General features: G+C 32.8%; 14 protein-coding genes and 1 pseudogene. 8 read left to right on the top strand and 7 right to left on the bottom strand.

Translation table 11 applies throughout. From position 1 onward, the window contains the following. Positions 1 to 6: 6 nt before the first annotated feature. On the bottom strand, positions 7 to 1,698 hold the full coding sequence (locus BWGOE10_RS12310; RefSeq protein ID WP_070142854.1) for a M3 family oligoendopeptidase: 1,692 nt from the start codon (positions 1,696 to 1,698) through the stop codon (positions 7 to 9). A gap of 17 nt (positions 1,699 to 1,715) precedes the next feature. After that, positions 1,716 to 2,654 carry a DMT family transporter gene (locus BWGOE10_RS12315; protein WP_070142856.1) on the bottom strand — a complete coding sequence of 313 codons (939 nt, stop codon included), beginning with the start codon at positions 2,652 to 2,654 and terminating at the stop codon, positions 1,716 to 1,718. A 127-nt stretch (positions 2,655 to 2,781) separates the two neighbouring features. Here BWGOE10_RS12315 and BWGOE10_RS12320 point away from each other — a divergent pair, with 127 nt between their 5' ends. From BWGOE10_RS12320 to BWGOE10_RS12335, 4 genes are all read left to right on the top strand, one after another. Next, positions 2,782 to 4,152 (top strand): PLP-dependent aminotransferase family protein, encoded by a 1,371-nt coding sequence (locus tag BWGOE10_RS12320; RefSeq protein ID WP_070142858.1) that lies wholly within the window; start codon positions 2,782 to 2,784, stop codon positions 4,150 to 4,152. Between the two features lie 242 nt (positions 4,153 to 4,394). Beyond that, on the top strand, positions 4,395 to 4,811 hold the full coding sequence (locus tag BWGOE10_RS12325) for a VOC family protein (protein WP_070142860.1): 417 nt from the start codon (positions 4,395 to 4,397) through the stop codon (positions 4,809 to 4,811). A gap of 302 nt (positions 4,812 to 5,113) precedes the next feature. Continuing rightward, positions 5,114 to 5,317 carry a hypothetical protein gene (locus BWGOE10_RS12330; RefSeq protein ID WP_002119629.1) on the top strand — a complete coding sequence of 68 codons (204 nt, stop codon included), beginning with the start codon at positions 5,114 to 5,116 and terminating at the stop codon, positions 5,315 to 5,317. A 201-nt stretch (positions 5,318 to 5,518) separates the two neighbouring features. Continuing rightward, entirely contained in the window at positions 5,519 to 6,016 is a 498-nt protein-coding gene (locus BWGOE10_RS12335; RefSeq protein WP_070142861.1) for a DUF421 domain-containing protein, read from the top strand. A gap of 94 nt (positions 6,017 to 6,110) precedes the next feature. Here BWGOE10_RS12335 and BWGOE10_RS12340 read toward each other — a convergent pair whose 3' ends face one another. Continuing rightward, the gene (locus BWGOE10_RS12340) at positions 6,111 to 7,613 is read right to left on the bottom strand and encodes a multicopper oxidase family protein (RefSeq protein ID WP_070142863.1); all 1,503 of its coding nucleotides are present in this window, start codon (positions 7,611 to 7,613) and stop codon (positions 6,111 to 6,113) included. A gap of 408 nt (positions 7,614 to 8,021) precedes the next feature. Here BWGOE10_RS12340 and BWGOE10_RS12345 point away from each other — a divergent pair, with 408 nt between their 5' ends. Both BWGOE10_RS12345 and BWGOE10_RS12350 read left to right on the top strand, forming a co-directional pair. Further along, positions 8,022 to 8,555: a TetR/AcrR family transcriptional regulator gene (locus BWGOE10_RS12345; protein ID WP_070142865.1), complete on the top strand. Its 534-nt coding sequence runs from the start codon at positions 8,022 to 8,024 to the stop codon at positions 8,553 to 8,555. A gap of 158 nt (positions 8,556 to 8,713) precedes the next feature. Beyond that, positions 8,714 to 9,136, top strand: coding sequence for a DUF3995 domain-containing protein (locus tag BWGOE10_RS12350; RefSeq protein WP_070142867.1), 423 nt, complete (start codon positions 8,714 to 8,716; stop codon positions 9,134 to 9,136). Between the two features lie 340 nt (positions 9,137 to 9,476). On the opposite strand, the gene BWGOE10_RS12355 is transcribed toward BWGOE10_RS12350, so the two are convergent. Then, on the bottom strand, positions 9,477 to 10,916 hold the full coding sequence (locus BWGOE10_RS12355; RefSeq protein ID WP_070142891.1) for a PLP-dependent aminotransferase family protein: 1,440 nt from the start codon (positions 10,914 to 10,916) through the stop codon (positions 9,477 to 9,479). Positions 10,917 to 11,064: 148 nt separating this feature from the next. On the opposite strand from BWGOE10_RS12355, the gene BWGOE10_RS12360 reads away from it, so the two are divergent. Then, the gene (locus BWGOE10_RS12360) at positions 11,065 to 11,982 is read left to right on the top strand and encodes a DMT family transporter (RefSeq protein ID WP_070142869.1); all 918 of its coding nucleotides are present in this window, start codon (positions 11,065 to 11,067) and stop codon (positions 11,980 to 11,982) included. A gap of 194 nt (positions 11,983 to 12,176) precedes the next feature. Here BWGOE10_RS12360 and BWGOE10_RS12365 read toward each other — a convergent pair whose 3' ends face one another. From BWGOE10_RS12365 to BWGOE10_RS32435, 3 genes and pseudogenes are all read right to left on the bottom strand, one after another. Further along, complete coding sequence (locus tag BWGOE10_RS12365) at positions 12,177 to 12,620, bottom strand: carboxymuconolactone decarboxylase family protein (RefSeq protein WP_070142871.1); 444 nt, start codon at positions 12,618 to 12,620, stop codon at positions 12,177 to 12,179. Between the two features lie 81 nt (positions 12,621 to 12,701). Then, the gene (gene secY, locus BWGOE10_RS12370) at positions 12,702 to 14,006 is read right to left on the bottom strand and encodes a preprotein translocase subunit SecY (RefSeq protein ID WP_070142873.1); all 1,305 of its coding nucleotides are present in this window, start codon (positions 14,004 to 14,006) and stop codon (positions 12,702 to 12,704) included. Between the two features lie 394 nt (positions 14,007 to 14,400). Next, positions 14,401 to 14,541 (bottom strand): annotated as a pseudogene (locus BWGOE10_RS32435) (DUF3937 family protein); the annotation flags it as partial. Positions 14,542 to 14,633: 92 nt separating this feature from the next. On the opposite strand from BWGOE10_RS32435, the gene BWGOE10_RS12375 reads away from it, so the two are divergent. Then, positions 14,634 to 15,404, top strand: a complete 771-nt coding sequence (locus tag BWGOE10_RS12375; RefSeq protein WP_070142875.1) for a class I SAM-dependent methyltransferase — start codon at positions 14,634 to 14,636, stop codon at positions 15,402 to 15,404. Positions 15,405 to 15,570: the final 166 nt, after the last annotated feature.

Raw genomic sequence — 15,570 nt, forward strand, 5'->3', positions numbered from 1 at the left:
TTCTACTTATATCCGTTCAAGTAATTCCAATTCCTCTTCTACAAATGCCATTAAGTCTTTTATTGTCTCACTAGAAAAATCAAAACGAATTCCAGCTGCTTCATATACTTCTGTTAAGGATTTAGAGCTACCTAGAGATAAAGCTTTTTTATAATTTTGTAGTGCCTGTTTAGGATTCTCTTTATATTGTTTATACATTTGTAGTGCACCAAGTTGCGCGATTGCATATTCGATATAGTAGAATGGTATTTCGAAAATGTGTAGTACAGGTAACCAGCCAGTTGCTATCCAGTTTTCATAACCTTCAATATTTACCACATTCGATTGATAAGTGTTATGTAATTCTAAATATTTTTCATTTCTTTCTTTAGCAGTATGATTTGGATTTTCATACATCCAATGTTGAAATTGATCAACGATAAGCATTTGTGGTAAATACTTAACAATATCTTTAAAGAAATCTAATTTTGCTTTTATAAATTCTTCTGTATTCTCATAAAATGTATCCCAATACTCCATCGAAAACAATTCCATTGTCATGCTGGCTAGCTCAGCTGATTCTGAAGGGATTTCTAAATATTTTTGTAGCTCTAGCTGCTTCATACATTCATTATGAATACTATGGCCCATTTCATGGAGGAAAGTAGTAACATCATAATGTGTATGATTGAGATTCATAAAAATAAAAGATAATTGAGAAGCAGGTAAGTGTTCGCAAAATCCTCCAGGTGCTTTTCCTTTACGACTTTCTAAATCTAAGCAATCATTTTTATGCATACGGCTCAATAATGCAGAAAATTCTGGGTCTAGTTTTTGTAAAATATGAGAACTTTTTTCGATTAAATCACTCTCGTCTTCAATGGGTTTTAATACTTTTTGATTTGGTGCGGCTGCTTTTAGATCCCACGGACGAAGTGTATCTACTTGAAGTTCAGCTTTTTTCTCATTAAATATATTATCAATAAGTGGCACAACGTATTTACGAACGGATTCTGCAAGTTCATAGCAATCATCAGCCGTATAATCAAAACGTTCATATTTTTTAAACATATAATCACGATAATTATTTAATTGAATGTTTTTTGCCTTTTGGTGACGGATTGCAATTAATTCATTTAAAATATGTTGTAAATTATTTTCAACCGATAAGAATTTTTCAGAAATGAGCGTTTTTGCTTTTTTTCGTATATCACGATTCGGATTTTGTAAGTAAGACTGTAGTTCAGTAATTGTTTTTTCTTCGCCATCCCATAGTGCAGTCAAACTGCCTGTAATTTCGAAGTATTCGGTTACTAATTTGTCTTCTTTTACTTCTAAATCAATGTTCTTTTCACAAAATAATGTTTGCGCATTCTTTATTTTTTTATCTAGTAAGCTATAAGTTTTTGGATCAAGTTGCATTCGAAAAGGTGATTCTAAGTATTTATTATCAAATAAATTTTGATAACGTTTTAAGAGAGGCCTTACATATTGTTGATCATATTCAAACGTATCTTTTATTTCTTTGCTATCTGTATTACATTGAAAGTCAATATAGTGTGATCTTAATTGTTCTTCGATTTCCCATATTAATTTCGACTGTATTTTCAGCCAATTTTTTAAATCTTCGCCTGAAGAAATGGGTTTACTTAATAAAGTAGACAATTCGTTTTCTAGCTCATGTATATTACGGATATCGATCGTATTAGAGTTCTGCATTATTTACCCCTCACTTTTTATTTACTTAAGGAGGTATTCTTCTTTTTCGCTATAATTCCTTTTTTACCCAAAAAGTTTGTACCTACTACTCCAAGGACAATCAAAAGTGTACCGATAATATGATAGTATGCGATTTGCTCGTGTAAGAATACAACGCCTGCGATAATGGTAATAAGTGTAGATAAGTTACTAAAAACACTTATTTTAGCTGCTTCAATATAAGATAATGAATAGTTTAATAACAATGCTGTCAGTAAGGAAGATAGTAATCCTAAATATAAAATGGAGATAAGGAATGTTCCATTTGTAAATGGCTTAAAGTATACAGTTATTGTTCCTTTGTTCATATGGTCAATGATCGCGATGAAATTAAAACTAATAAAACCGATTGCTGTCATTGTGTATGTTAAATCCATTAGCTTGAATTTCTTTGTCATTTTTCGAGCTAATACATTGTAGCAAGCAGATGATAATGCCGATAATAAAATGAGAATAACGCCGATGAAGTTCGTTTCATGAGCCCCGATACCATTCATGATAAATATATAAATGACACCGATGACAGAAATGAATACAGATGTTTTTTGCCATGTATTCGTATATTCTTTTGAAAAATAGGAAGCGAGTATCATTGTAAATATAGGGATAGCAGCCTGTATAATTCCAGCTTCAGATGAACTTGTATATACTAGACCAAATGCTTGGAAAGCAAAGAATAGTGCTGGATAAAATATTGCGAGTGGTAAAAGGGCAAGTATGTTTTTGAATGATATATTTAGCTTTACGAAACCGAAAATAACCGGAATACTTGCTGCGATGAAAGCAACTGTAAAACGATGAGCCAGAGTATCAAGAGGGCTCGTAATGGTTAGTGCTAGTTTCACAAACATAAATGAAAATCCAATAATTAAAGAATAGAGTAACGCTGATAAATATGCTTTTGTTGTATTTTTCATAATTTCACCTCATAGTAGTTAATTTTTTACTGGCCAGTATACGTACATAGTAATCTTTCTGATCTAGTGCTACAATGTGAACAAATACAAACTGTACCGGTACAAATTAAATATTGGGGTGGTAATGATGTATAAGTATTTACATGTTTTAAACGATTTAGAAAGTATGATTCAAAATGGAGAGATAAAAGAAGGAAAGAAATTACCGTCTATACGTGCACTTGTTACGAAATATGAATGTAATAAGGCGACAGTTATTCGTGCACTGCATGAATTAGAAAAGCGTCATATTATTTATTCTGTACCTCAAAGTGGATACTACGTTGTTAAGAAATCTGGGAGTTACATAGAAAATAACGAGATGATTGATTTTGCTTCCTCAGCACCAGATCCAGATGTTTTTCCATACTTAGATTTTCAACATTGTATTAATAAGGCAATTGATACATATAAAAATGATTTGTTTGTATACGGAACACCGAAGGGTTTACCATCATTAATTCCAGTCATTCAAAAACAACTGGCAAACTATCAAGTCTTTACAAAAGAAGAAAATATCTTTATCACATCAGGCGTGCAACAAGCACTTGCTATATTAACTTCTATACCATTTCCAAATGAACATAGCACGATACTAATTGAACAGCCAAGTTACCATTTATATATTGAATATGTAGAAACAAATAACATTCCTGTAATCGGAATTAAGCGTACGCATGAAGGGATAGATTTAAATGAACTAGAGAGGATATTCAGAACAGAAAAAATTAAATTCTTTTATACAACTCCAAGATTTCATCATCCACTTGGAACTTCGTATTCTAAAAAAGATAGAGAGAAGATTATTCAACTCGCGAAGAAATATAATGTATTTATAGTGGAAGACGACTATTTAGCAGATTTAGAAACTGATTCAAAAGTAGATCCGTTTTACAGCCAAGATAATTGTAATCATGTTATATATTTAAAAAGTTATTCGAAGATTATCTTTCCAGGCTTACGAGTCGGTGTTGCAGTCATTCCGCAATCTATTGCAGATGCCTTTTATAAGTATAAGAAGATATTAGATATCGATAGTCCTATGATTTCGCAAGCTGCTTTAGAAATTTATATAAAGAGCGGTATGTTTGATCGGCATAAACATAAAATAAAAGCATCTTATTACAATAGGTCAAAAAAACTAGCGGAAGTAGTAGAAGGTGTTCAAAATGAAAACCCACATTTGTTTACTTATAGAACAGTAGATCCAATTGGGATACACACTTGTTTACAGTTGAAAAGAAATATAGTCACGGACACATTTATTAAAAATTTAAGCAAGAGTCAAATAAGCATAGATTCTATTAATAAAAATTATTTAAGTAACTTTCATAAAGAGAGATTGTTAAAGTTAAATGTATCTAATGTAAAAGAAGAAAAGATTGAAGAAGGGATTGGCAAAGTAATTGGGGAAATAAAACGAATGAACCGTGTGGATTTTCAGTTTAAAAAAGAATAATAATTATGAGAGGGCTTGTTTTGAATAGAATAGCCTTGTTTGTATGTATTGCTCTTGTTGATTCACAATATTATTGTTTAATTACAAAAAAATTGTTACGTTCATGATATGCCATTAAAAGGGCATTTTCTTGAATATGAATAAGAGAATGGGTTATTTATATGTGAATTAAAGGTAATTAAGAAGGTGTTATTTCGTTTAGTATGTGGAAGTATTACTCAACATTATGGAGGAGATCGATTATGAGCGATACACAGACATTAAGAGGGCTAACCACAGTTAGTTTTTGGACAGATGATCTAGCAGCTGCGAAGAAATGGTATGCTGACCTATTAGGAAGCGAACCATACTTTGAACGTCCAGGATATGCCGAATTTCGCATTGGCGACTACCAACACGAGCTAGGTTTAATCGATAGCCGTTATGCGCCAGCTGGTTCAGTGACCGGCTCAACTGGCGCTATAGTGTACTGGCATGTTGATGATGTAACAGCAACTTTCAATAAGCTGCTGTCTATGGGAGCAAAAGAGTATGAGACACCTACAGAGCGTGGTGTGGGATTCATCACCGCTTCCGTAGTCGATCCCTTCGGAAACATAGTAGGCATTATGTACAATCAGCACTATTTAGATGTGCTGATTTCGAATGAAAAAGCGTGAACCTTGCTGCTGAACAACGAGGCATAGGGTGCAACACTAATCAAATTTAATTAATATTATTTTTAACCCCTTCTTAAAATCAGAACGGGGTTATGCTTATTTTAGGTTCTAAAATTAAATAACTGTACTGTCATTTTACAACTGAAGTAATTCTAAGAGCAAAATTAAACAACTTTATTATCTCTACACATATATCGCATGAAATATTATTTAAATTCTATTTAAAAAATAGGAAATTATTACCAAATCAATGATATCCTTAAAGTATAGTTTTTATTTTGAATAGGAGGGTGATGGAGTCTATGGCGGTACGTATAGTCGATGATTTACAACAATTATCTTTGTTACTTATGTTTTTGAGTACATTAATATTTTACAGATACTTAAAGAAGATTAAACGAGAGAGAAAACTGACTTTTTTCGAATGGACAATGTATTTTGTCACTCAATTCGCGACTTCCATTTGGGCAATTACTTATTTTATTAAATTCTTGTCTGAATCGTAAGTTACATTAAACCATTTCTCAGATGTTAATCCTTTATATCCGAGAGAAACTGGATATGAAAGTTATGGTGAAGTTATTCAAGTTGGTAGTAAAGTAACAACTTGGTCTGAAGAGTTTAAAGATTTGAAGAGTGTGTGAAATATCATAAAAATCCTTTAATGGGAATACTAGTAACATTCAGTATTAAAGGGTTGGGCTGTAATGAATATACTTTTTGAAAGCATTATTTTAATCCTCACTGGAATTATTGTTTTAAAATTGACAGGTAGTAAATCTGTTAGCCAAATGACTAGAGCTGAAATTATTATTGTTGTTTCTATAGGTCGTATTATTGTAGAACCTATATTAAGTAGGAAAGTAGTCCCATCTATTTTTGCTGCGTTTATTTTTGCGAGTGTTTTACTTATCATTCATTTTTTTGAATTGAAATCACGAAAAGTAGAAAAGTTTCTAAATGGAACTAGCATTATTGTTATAGAAAACGGAGAAGTTTTAAAAAAGAATTTATTACGTGCAAAAATGTCAGAACAACAATTATTTATGCATCTGAGAGAAAAAGGTATACATGAAATTAAGAATTTACAACAAGCAACCGTAGAAACGAACGGACGGATTGGATACCAACTAACTACTAAGGCACAACCAGTTACTTTGGAAATGTTAGAAAAGCTTCTAGAGCAATACAATCTTAAAAAATAGTTGTAGACTGAAAAGCACTTCCTGTACTTTTCTCAAACATGTAAAAGTCTCTTCAGTAATCCTGAAGGGACTTTCGTGTTATCTAATGTATCTATCAATTTAATTTGTGTCTATTAAGATTGGAAGGTATGATTTTTAACGGTCTCATCATGTCATGGTCTTCATGCTCTAAACGATGACAATGCCATACATAATCTCCAGAATAGGGCTCAAACTTCATTATGATTCGGACAGTTTGTTCACCTGCTACTAGCACGGTATCTTTTAAACCGAAATCAGCTGGGAGAGGGGCTAATAAGTTTCCATTCAAGTCATGACGATCAAGAACTCGAAAATTAACTAGATGCATATGAATAGGATGAATCCCAACGGTCAAATTTACTAACTCCCATATTTCAACAGAATTAAGTAAAGGTGTTTCTGTCACGGGATCGGTCCATTCTTTATCATCTAATAAAAGCATAAGCCGCCCAAATTCATCCTCTGAGTCATTTAATGTTAATCGTCTTACTTTTTTTACGTTTACTTTTTCTAATGGAGTAAAGTCAATGTTACTTAATTTGCATGGGATTTTACTTTTATCTGGGCAGGATAATCGTTTCGTTACTTGGAACTCCATTATCTCACCAGTTGGATTATCTAAATCAATTCCATTTTGTAAAACTACTTTTTTTCCTTCAAACCTTGAAAAATCAATAATAATGTCAATACGCTCTGCTGGTGAAACATCTAAACTTTGTACTTTAATCGGCCGTTTAAGAAGGCCTCCATCAGTTCCTATTAAAAAGAATGAGCTAAGGTCACTTAATTGGAACTTGTATGTGCGAGTATTAGAAGCGTTTAATAAACGAAATCTATATTTGCGGGGCTCCACTTTTAAAAATGGCCATACTTTCCCGTTAACTGCAATTGTATTTCCTAAAAATAGAGGAACAATAGAAGGGTATGGTAAACCTGGTGATGGGTCTTCTGGTTGAGCAGGATAAAATAGGGAACCGTCCGGATTAAAAGATTTATCTTGAACGATAAGCGGTATTTCGTATTTTCCCTTAGGAAGAGGTAGTGATTTTTCTTCTTTATCACGAATCAAGTAAAGTCCTGCAAGACCCGCATATACATTTAAACGAGTAATCCCAAGTGCATGATCATGATACCAAAGGGCAGTTGCTCGTTCTCGATTCGTATAATGATAAATCTCTTTTACGAAACTAGGTCCTGTTTGTTGAAAGTTTTTTGTAAACCATGCTTCAGGATGACCATCGCTATCTGGTTCACTTGGGCTTCCATGTAAATGTACAACAGTCCGTACTTCTGGGTTATCATGCGCCCCGTGAACGGTTGTATCAACAGGTAAGAAGTGTTTTTCAGGTAAATCGTTTGACCATCTCACATATACAGGATGATTTTTTTTTACCTCAAACGTTGGACCAGGTACCATTCCATTATAACCCCATACTTTCGTCTTTGGTAAATCACTATGAAACTTGTGTAGCGTTTCAATCATACGTACATCATAAAACGGCTTACCTTTATATGTTCCTTTAGGTTTTATTGCAGAGGGAATCGGAAGGGGATCAATAAATTTTTTTAATTCCAAATATCGCTATCTCCTTTCGTGTAATATAGTATATTCTATTACATGAATGTTATATTGTTTGTATACTTGACCAACAAAATCATTGATATATCCCTTATACATGTGAAGCTAATATGACTTAAAATAATATACAGAAAAATTTAGTGGTCTAACTGCTTCTTCAGGGGTTTTAGGCTGTGGACCATCCGAATTTTCTTGGAATTTACAGAGGAAGGTATTTTACTGAACAAAACAGAAAATCTATTTGATTTAGTATGTGCTTGTATTTTACCAAGGGTGATAACGATCAATATTATGATTAACAACATTAAAGTTCAAAAAATATACAGAATGAATAATTGACAAAAAATGAGAATAGTAGTAACCTAACGTAAAACATACGCTACCGTATTTTATTGGAGAGATGATATGCAATTAACGAGGGAAGACTGGATAAAAGTAGGATTACAACAATTAGCTAATGAAGGGATACATAAAGTTCGCATTGAAGCACTTGCTCGATTGCTAAAAATAAGCAAAGGAAGCTTCTATCACTATTTTCGTGACCATCAAGAGCTTTTAGATTCTATGCTCGACTTTTGGGAAGTACATGCAACAAAGCTGATTGTTCAAAGTATGGAGCAACAGGATTCCTCTTTAGAACAGCTATTACAGATTAGTTTTAATCGAGATAAAAAAATTGAGAATGGTATTTATGCTTGGGCTAAATATGATCCTGTTGTGGCAACACGCTTAGTAGATATAGAAGAACAAAGAATTTCTTGTGTTGCAAAATTGTATCAAAAAATGGGCATAGACGAAACTGAATCAATTGATCGAGCGAGACTTGCCTATTTAACGTATGTAGGATGGATGACAAGGTTTGAAGCAAATCCTAATTTTGATATTGATAAAATGGTTGGGCTTTTAACTTCTTTCAGCGGGTGTCCAAACATCGACTGAAAGAAGTAAAGCTTCCGGACGCAATTATGCTGAGGCATAATTGATTATTCGATAATAAATGTCCCTAATATGGTTATAAAACCTGAAGGGACAAAATTTTTACTGTAACATACGGTAGTGTATGTTATTTTTGAAGTTACGACATTGGGGGCGAATAAATGAAAATACTATTAACATTAGTAGCTGTAGTGCTTCTGTGTTTTATCAGTTGTATGCATATTTATTGGGCTTTTGGAGGTCGATGGGGTTCTGCCGCTGTTATCCCAGTAAAAGAGGGAGAACATAAGCCCGCTTTTACTCCGAGAATATGGGGAACATTATTCATTGCCATTCTTATTCTACTAGCTAGTGTCATTATTGTTGTTCAAGTAGGTTATTTGCAGGGGTTCCAAGCAAATAGTTTATCTAAAATCGGAAGTATTGTTTGTGCTTTAGTTTTCATTATTAGGGCAATTGGTGATTTTAAGTTTGTTGGATTTTTCAAAAAAATTAAACACTCTCAGTTTGCTAGATACGACACTTGGTTCTATAGTCCATTATGTTTATTCTTTGGCTTTGTCTATATCAGGTTGTTGTTTTAATAAGTATAATGAATTCCCTATAAAATAAATTTTATACAGGAAGAAAACACCTCTTATTGAACAAGTAGTAATAAAAAGAAGTTTGAGCATAGCAATAGAGCAATACGGGTTCTGTTGACAGCGAAGTCCGCTATGATTAGTCATTTGTGGTTAAAAAGAGGATAGAAAGGGCGAATTTATTCAAGCTCTTCTATCCTTTTAATTTTTATACATATAATGTATGACATTAGATAAGAATTCACTATTAATAATAGGTTCAGCTTATATCTTGACTTTTAATAAAATTTTAAAGTGTTGGTTTTTTATTGTGTGAATAAGAGGTTAGTTGTTGTTTTGGAGTTTAAATCATTGATTTAAACTTGGCAATTGTATCATGTAATCTTTCTAATCCAATCAACATATCTTTTTCATTTAACATTGAATAACTAATTCGTAAATGATTATATTGAGTTTCATGGTTTAACAGACAAGCTGTGCCGGGTAAAAAAGAAACATCTACTTCATTCGCTTTTTGTAATAATGTAAAAGGATCGATTAACTGAGGGAGTGTAATCCATAAGTTAAATCCTCCATTAGGTATTTCAAATTCTAATTCTTTTAATGGAGATAATATATCAATTGTTAAATCGCGTCTAATTTGTAAAGCTGTACGTAATTTTTCTAAATGATTTTTCATTCGTTCCGCTCGTAAAAAAGGAAGTAGTGCTTTCTGCGTTAATAAAGGGCTACCAATATCCATCGAGGCTTTCACTGCATATAACCATTCAAAGATATGACCTTCAGCTGCTAGCGCTGCAATGCGAAGACCTGGCGCTAACGTTTTACTAAATCCTTTTAAATATATAACGTGACCATTTGTATCAAAGCTTTTTATGGTGGGAGGTACTATAGCATTCTCAAAATATATTTCTCCGAAAGAATCATCTTCAATTATAAAAAACTGATATAACTCTGCTAGTTCTACAAGCTCCATTCTTCTTTCTTTACTCATTACTGTGCCCGTTGGATTCTGAAAAGTAGGATTCACATATAACAAAACAGGATGTTTTCTTTGACAAATATCATCGATTAAATCTGAGCGAATTCCATTATTGTCGAGACTAACAGGGATAATTTGAACGCCTTTATTAACAAATACATCAAGCGCCGCTCCATAACATGGACTTTCTACTAACACTAAGTCTCCGGGCTTTAATAATGTTTGAGCGATTAAATCAATTCCTTGTTGGGCACCACTTGTAATTAATAATTGAGATGGATCTGTATCTAATTGTTGGTGTTCTTTTAAGTAGTTTGTTATTTCTACTCTAAGTTCTTTATCACCTTGAACAGGTCCGTAAGTTGCTAATATCATTTGATCCTTATTAAGTAATTTCTGCATTTCATCTGAAAGAAACGGATTTGGTAATAAACGTGGATAAAGAACCGCCTGTGAAAAATCGAAATATTTACGGTGTTGGTTCATTACATATTGAGAACGCATAACATTAATGGATTTCGTTTGTTGCCATTGATACGGAATTGGTTTGAAATCTTTATTCACACGTTTATGTATATAGGCACCTTTTCCTTGTTCAATTCGTATATAACCTTTTGTTTCTAACTGTTTATAAGCTTTACGAACAGTTAATAAACTAATTTGCAAATCATCGGCCATAGAACGTAAAGAAGGGAGGTAATCGCCATGTGAAAGCATCCCGCTTTGAATTCTCTCAACAATTTGCATATATATTTGTTGGTAATATGGTATGTTGGATTCTTTACGCAGTACTATCTTCATAGAATCACCTGTTTTTCTTTTTAATTTAATTAAAGCGAAAAACATTCTGGCAATCAACTATATTTTTATTCAACTGTTATATGCGTTGATACACTGTTATACACCATATCCTCTATACTCGTTTCAAGAGTAAAAAGGAGGAAGAAAAATGGTCATTTTAAATTATATTTTAGTATGTATTATTTTTGGAACGACATTTTTAACGATAAAAATTGGAATAGAAGCGGGCGCACCACCATTATTTTCAGCTGGAATTCGTTTCTTTTTGGCGGGCCTTATTCTCATTATTATTTTTAAATTAAAGCGAAAGGATATTATGCCTTACTTATTATCGAAACGTATTATATATGCTGGTTTTTGTTTAACATTTATGACATTTGCGACCCTTTACTGGGCTGAACAATATATTTCTTCTGGATTAGCTGCAGTTTTATCTGCTACGGGTCCAATGATGATCTTGCTATTGCAATCAAAGAGAAATAAAACAAAATTGCAAAAAGAACAACTTGTCGCTTTAGTTATAGCACTCCTAGGTGTTTTTTGCATTTCTTTACCTGGAATGCATCAAAAACTTACATTCATATGGAGTATCGCTTGCCTTGTTATATTAGTAGGGGAGTTGTTTTATGGAATAGGTTCTATTCGTTCAAAAGAAATACTTTCAGATTTACCTGACATATCACCATTTCTCATTAACGGCATTCAAATGTTTTATGGAGGAGTTTTGTTGTTAATTGTATCTATCGTAATGGAACAGCCTAATCTAAGGATTTTAACATCTTGGAATGTACAATGGCCAATTTTATATCTCATATTTGTAGGTTCTATCGGTGGACACGGTTTATATTACTGGCTTTTATCAAAAACAAATCCTGTATTTCCATCAACGTGGTTATATGTATCGCCGTTAATCGCTGTTATTGTAGGTTATTTTGTATTAGGAGAACCATTAAATCCTACAATGGGAATTGGTGCTTGTTTAATCTTGATTGGTGTGTTTTTAGCAAATCGTACTACACTTGGAGTTTATTTCAAGCAAGGAAGGTTGTTAAAAAAAGAGATGTAGTTAAAGATTAATGATGTGGAAAACAGGGAAAACGTATTCAAACTTTAGAAGAAAATGATTAGCACATTAGAATACAGATTAGAGATAGTAAAATCAAAAACACAGTGGGGGAAATAACCAACTGTGTTTTTATATAGTCTATATTTAATTTTACACTTAATTAAATCGATCGCATATTGTTTGGTGGATGAATGTTATTTTTTTATTACGGTATTGCCCATCGCAATAGAAATTCGATTCCAACTGTTTATTTGATTAATGATTAACACAAGATCAACATATTGTTTTTCGTCAAAGTATTCACGTACTCGGTTGTATAGGTTTTCAGGAACTCTTTTAGTAGGAATGAGAGTAATATGCTCCGATAGTTCCAGAGCAACTTTTTCTTCAGGAGTATAAAAATCACAATCATCCCAAGCATTTAAGCAATAAATTCTTTGCTCGGTTTCACCTAATTTTCGGGCGTCAGAAGTATGCATATCGATACAATAAGCACAACCATTAATTTGAGAGACTCTAATTTTTATAAGCTCTCTAACAGCACGATTAATTGAGGATTTCTTCGTGTATTTCTCCATATCCATCATAATTTTCATACTATCAGGCGAAATATCATAGTAGGCAATTCTTTGACTCATAAGACAAAACCTCCATAATAATAAGTTTTTATAATAAAAACACACTAGGTCGCTATTGGGACTTCTAGTGTGTTTTCATAATTAATTTACTTTTTTAATAAATCCTTTATAATGCTGTTTCACAAGCTGACTTTCGAGCGTCTTCATCGTTTCTAATGCTACACCTACGATGATAAGTAAGCTTGTGCCACCGATTTGGGCAGAAGGTGGTAATGTTGCGATTTTCGTGAATACGAGCGGTAATATTGAAATTGCGCCTAAGAAAATGGCACCAATAAATGTTAAGCGATATAAAATTTTTGTTACATACTGTTCTGTAGATTTACCTGGACGAATACCAGGTACGTATCCATTTTGCTTTTTCAAATTCTCAGCCATTTGTTCAGGGTTCACTTGAATGAATGCATAGAAATATGTGAAAGCAACGATAAGACCCACATAAAGTGTCATTCCAAATGGATGTGCAAAATCAAGATTCGCAATTATCCATTTAGATACGCTTGAATCAGGGAAGAGCTGCGCAATTGTACGCGGCGTCATTAAAAAGGCAGAAGCAAAGATAACAGGAATTACACCTGCACTATTTACTTTAAGAGGTAAATGAGTATTTTTTGCTCCTTGATATTGATTGTTTCCTGAAACAGCTTTTGCATATTGAATCGGTATTTTTCGAACTGCTTGTTGGATGTAAATAACACCAACAACAATCGCTAAAATAACAAGTCCAATTAAGACCATTTTTATAATGTGCATAAATAACTGATCGCCTGCGTTTTGGAATTGTTGTAAATAAATTTGATTTGCAACATTTGGGATAGCTGCAACAAGTCCTGCGAAGATAATCATTGAGATTCCATTACCAACGCCATTAGCGGTGATTTGTTCACCTAACCAAAGTAAAAATGCAGTACCAGCAGTTAATACTGTCGCAATAAATAAGTATGTAGTCCAACTTGGATCCGTTATTAATTGTCCACCTGCTATATTATTAAAGCCATAAGACATCCCAATGGCTTGTATGAATGCGAGAATGATTGTAAAGTATCGAGTAAATTGAGCTGATTTCTTGCGGCCCATTTCTCCTTGCTTTGCCCATTCTGTAAATTTAGGTACAACGTCCATTTGTAGTAATTGTACAATGATAGAAGCTGTAATATATGGTGTGATACCTACAGCAAAGATTGAGAAGTGTTGCAGTGCTCCTCCGCCAAATACGTTCAGCATGCCTAAAACGTTGGCCTGATCTTGTACTTTTAATACCTCTGCGTTAGTGTGAGGAACTGGAATAAACGTGCCAATTCGAAAAACAATTAACATCGCTAGTGTAAAAAGAATTTTGTTTCTTATTTCAGCTACTCTCATAAAGTTTGAAATCGTACGAAACATCATGTCGCCTCCTGTATTTTTATCAGTTCAATAAAACCGATTATTATATCCCGATGAAGTAACCACAAACCTCCTTCCGCATTAAATTCATTTGACAAATGGAATTTTATACATTTTGTAGTTTTCACGGATATAAATATACAAGTGTTTATATAAGCGATAGATTATCTTCGTAATCATTCAATACCCATAATATAACTAATAAATAAAAAAATGTACATACATATGCATGAAAAGAATAATTTTTTTACAGTATTTAAACCGTCTTATTACATAAATAAAAATAATTCATCAGAAAAGCTGGTACGGCAATCATTACATTTACAGCTTGCACAGTTGTTTCAGATGTCGTAAATATTAATCGAGATTTATTTTAAGTCAACAAAAAACACATCTAAATAGATGTGTTTTTTTCGGTTGATTTTTTTGTGAACTGATATAAAGAAATTGCACCTAAAATGACAAGTATATTTTCAGGAGCGTCTAATAAAATAGCAATCCATGTTTCTGAGATTACCAATTCATTACCGTGAGAGTTTCAATATATGCAATATGCAAAATATAAGTAAACGTCATTAATTTCATTTATAATAGATAAAAATAGATTTTATAAGGAAGGCAGATAACTTGAAAACAAAAGCTAAATATCAAACTTGGATTCGGATTTACAAACTATTTATTTTTTTAGTAATTTTACTCGGGCTTCTCTTGATAGCATTATTGCCTATTAATTTTTATGTGCGAGCCTTGTCAGGGATGATAGCATTGCCGTTTATTTATATAGCATTTATACTTTCTTATTCTGTTTACCAATTCTCAGCATTTGGAGGGAATTATCAGTCGAAAATACATGATTTAATTGTTACTAAGGTAAATTCGGATGGAGAAGGAAAAATACTAGATATAGGAACCGGCAGTGGTTCACTGATTATTAAACTGGCAAAGACTTTTCCTAAGTCCTTTTTAACTGGAATTGATTATTGGGGCGGGAATTGGGAATATTCAAAAGCTCAATGCCAACAGAATGCTGAAATAGAAGGGGTCTCTGATAGAATTGTTTTTTTGAAAGCAAGTGCTGCAGAACTCCCTTTCAATGATGGTGAATTTGATAGGATTGTAAGTTGTCTAACATTTCATGAAGTAAAAGATAGAGAGAATAAATCTGAAGTAATTAAAGAGTCATTAAGAGTGTTAAAACCTGGTGGTGAATTTGTCTTCATAGATTTGTTTATGGATGAAAAAATATTTGGGGATGAAAAAGAGCTTTTAAATGACCTGGAGAAACTCGGCGTATCTGAACTGAATAGTAATGAACTTGCTGAAGAAATAAAATTGCCAAAGATCTTGTTGAACAAAAAAGTACTTGGAAATGCAATGATTTTGAGTGGAAGGAAATAAACTTACCAAGATAGAGTTAACTGCTGTATTTAATAACATACATTAAATAAACAAAAAAGGACCTCTATATGATATTATCCCCTTTAAGTAGACAGTGTAAAAAGACCATGTACATACATGGATGTTACACTATTACTTGGAGGGGATTTTTCATGACTAAAAAAGG

Origin of the sequence: Bacillus mycoides, assembly GCF_001757995.1 — a bacterium.
Classification (GTDB): Bacteria; Bacillota; Bacilli; order Bacillales; family Bacillaceae_G; genus Bacillus_A; species Bacillus_A mycoides_B.

Bases quoted from the DNA above. Each gene is read 5' to 3' on its own strand.
- BWGOE10_RS12310 (WP_070142854.1), bottom strand. From the start codon at position 1,698: ATGCAGAACTCTAATACGATCGATATCCGTAATATACATGAGCTAGAA.
- BWGOE10_RS12315 (WP_070142856.1), bottom strand. From the start codon at position 2,654: ATGAAAAATACAACAAAAGCATATTTATCAGCGTTACTCTATTCTTTA.
- BWGOE10_RS12320 (WP_070142858.1), top strand. From the start codon at position 2,782: ATGTATAAGTATTTACATGTTTTAAACGATTTAGAAAGTATGATTCAA.
- BWGOE10_RS12325 (WP_070142860.1), top strand. From the start codon at position 4,395: ATGAGCGATACACAGACATTAAGAGGGCTAACCACAGTTAGTTTTTGG.
- BWGOE10_RS12330 (WP_002119629.1), top strand. From the start codon at position 5,114: ATGGCGGTACGTATAGTCGATGATTTACAACAATTATCTTTGTTACTT.
- BWGOE10_RS12335 (WP_070142861.1), top strand. From the start codon at position 5,519: ATGAATATACTTTTTGAAAGCATTATTTTAATCCTCACTGGAATTATT.
- BWGOE10_RS12345 (WP_070142865.1), top strand. From the start codon at position 8,022: ATGCAATTAACGAGGGAAGACTGGATAAAAGTAGGATTACAACAATTA.
- BWGOE10_RS12350 (WP_070142867.1), top strand. From the start codon at position 8,714: ATGAAAATACTATTAACATTAGTAGCTGTAGTGCTTCTGTGTTTTATC.
- BWGOE10_RS12355 (WP_070142891.1), bottom strand. From the start codon at position 10,916: ATGAAGATAGTACTGCGTAAAGAATCCAACATACCATATTACCAACAA.
- BWGOE10_RS12360 (WP_070142869.1), top strand. From the start codon at position 11,065: ATGGTCATTTTAAATTATATTTTAGTATGTATTATTTTTGGAACGACA.
- BWGOE10_RS12365 (WP_070142871.1), bottom strand. From the start codon at position 12,620: ATGAGTCAAAGAATTGCCTACTATGATATTTCGCCTGATAGTATGAAA.
- secY (WP_070142873.1), bottom strand. From the start codon at position 14,006: ATGTTTCGTACGATTTCAAACTTTATGAGAGTAGCTGAAATAAGAAAC.